The following is a 547-nucleotide window of genomic DNA, read 5'->3' on the forward strand; positions in this document are numbered from 1 at the left end:
GACATTTCCAGACTCGCTGACATCAAAAGGCTCTTGAACGAAACGGTGGAGACATTTGGTCAGCTGGATATCCTGGTAAACAATGCAGGCGTTTTCAGGATCGAATTACTCGATGGAATATCGGAGGAGAGCTTTCATGTACAGGTGAATACCCACTTGATGGGGCCGATTTTGACGATTCAGCAGGCAGTGAACTTATTTGGTGAAAATGGCGGGAGCATTATCAATGTCAGCTCGACGGTAAGCCAAAACCCGATCCCCGGTGTAATGGTGTATTCTGCAGCCAAAGCCGGTATCGACAATGTCACCAAAACGTTGGCGAAAGAATTGGGCCCGAAAAATATCCGAATTAACACCATTGCTCCGGGTGTGACTGACACCGAAGGGAACCACGAAATGGGCATCATCGGTGGAGACATCGAAAAACAAATGCTACCGCTCACACCACTTGGCCGGATCGGTCAGCCGGAAGATATTGCAAAAGTCGCCGTATTCCTGGCCTCGGATGAAGCCGGCTGGGTAACTGGCGAGCGGATTACCGTGTCCG

Annotated in this window: 1 protein-coding gene; it reads left to right on the top strand. The window is 50.3% G+C overall.

Translation table 11 applies throughout. From position 1 onward, the window contains the following. Positions 1-547: SDR family NAD(P)-dependent oxidoreductase (locus tag ACTIE6_RS09890; RefSeq protein ID WP_439556482.1), on the top strand; the 547-nt coding region annotated here is incomplete at both ends.

The organism is Dyadobacter sp. (assembly GCF_051859145.1).
In the GTDB taxonomy this organism is placed as follows: domain Bacteria; phylum Bacteroidota; class Bacteroidia; order Cytophagales; family Spirosomataceae; genus Dyadobacter.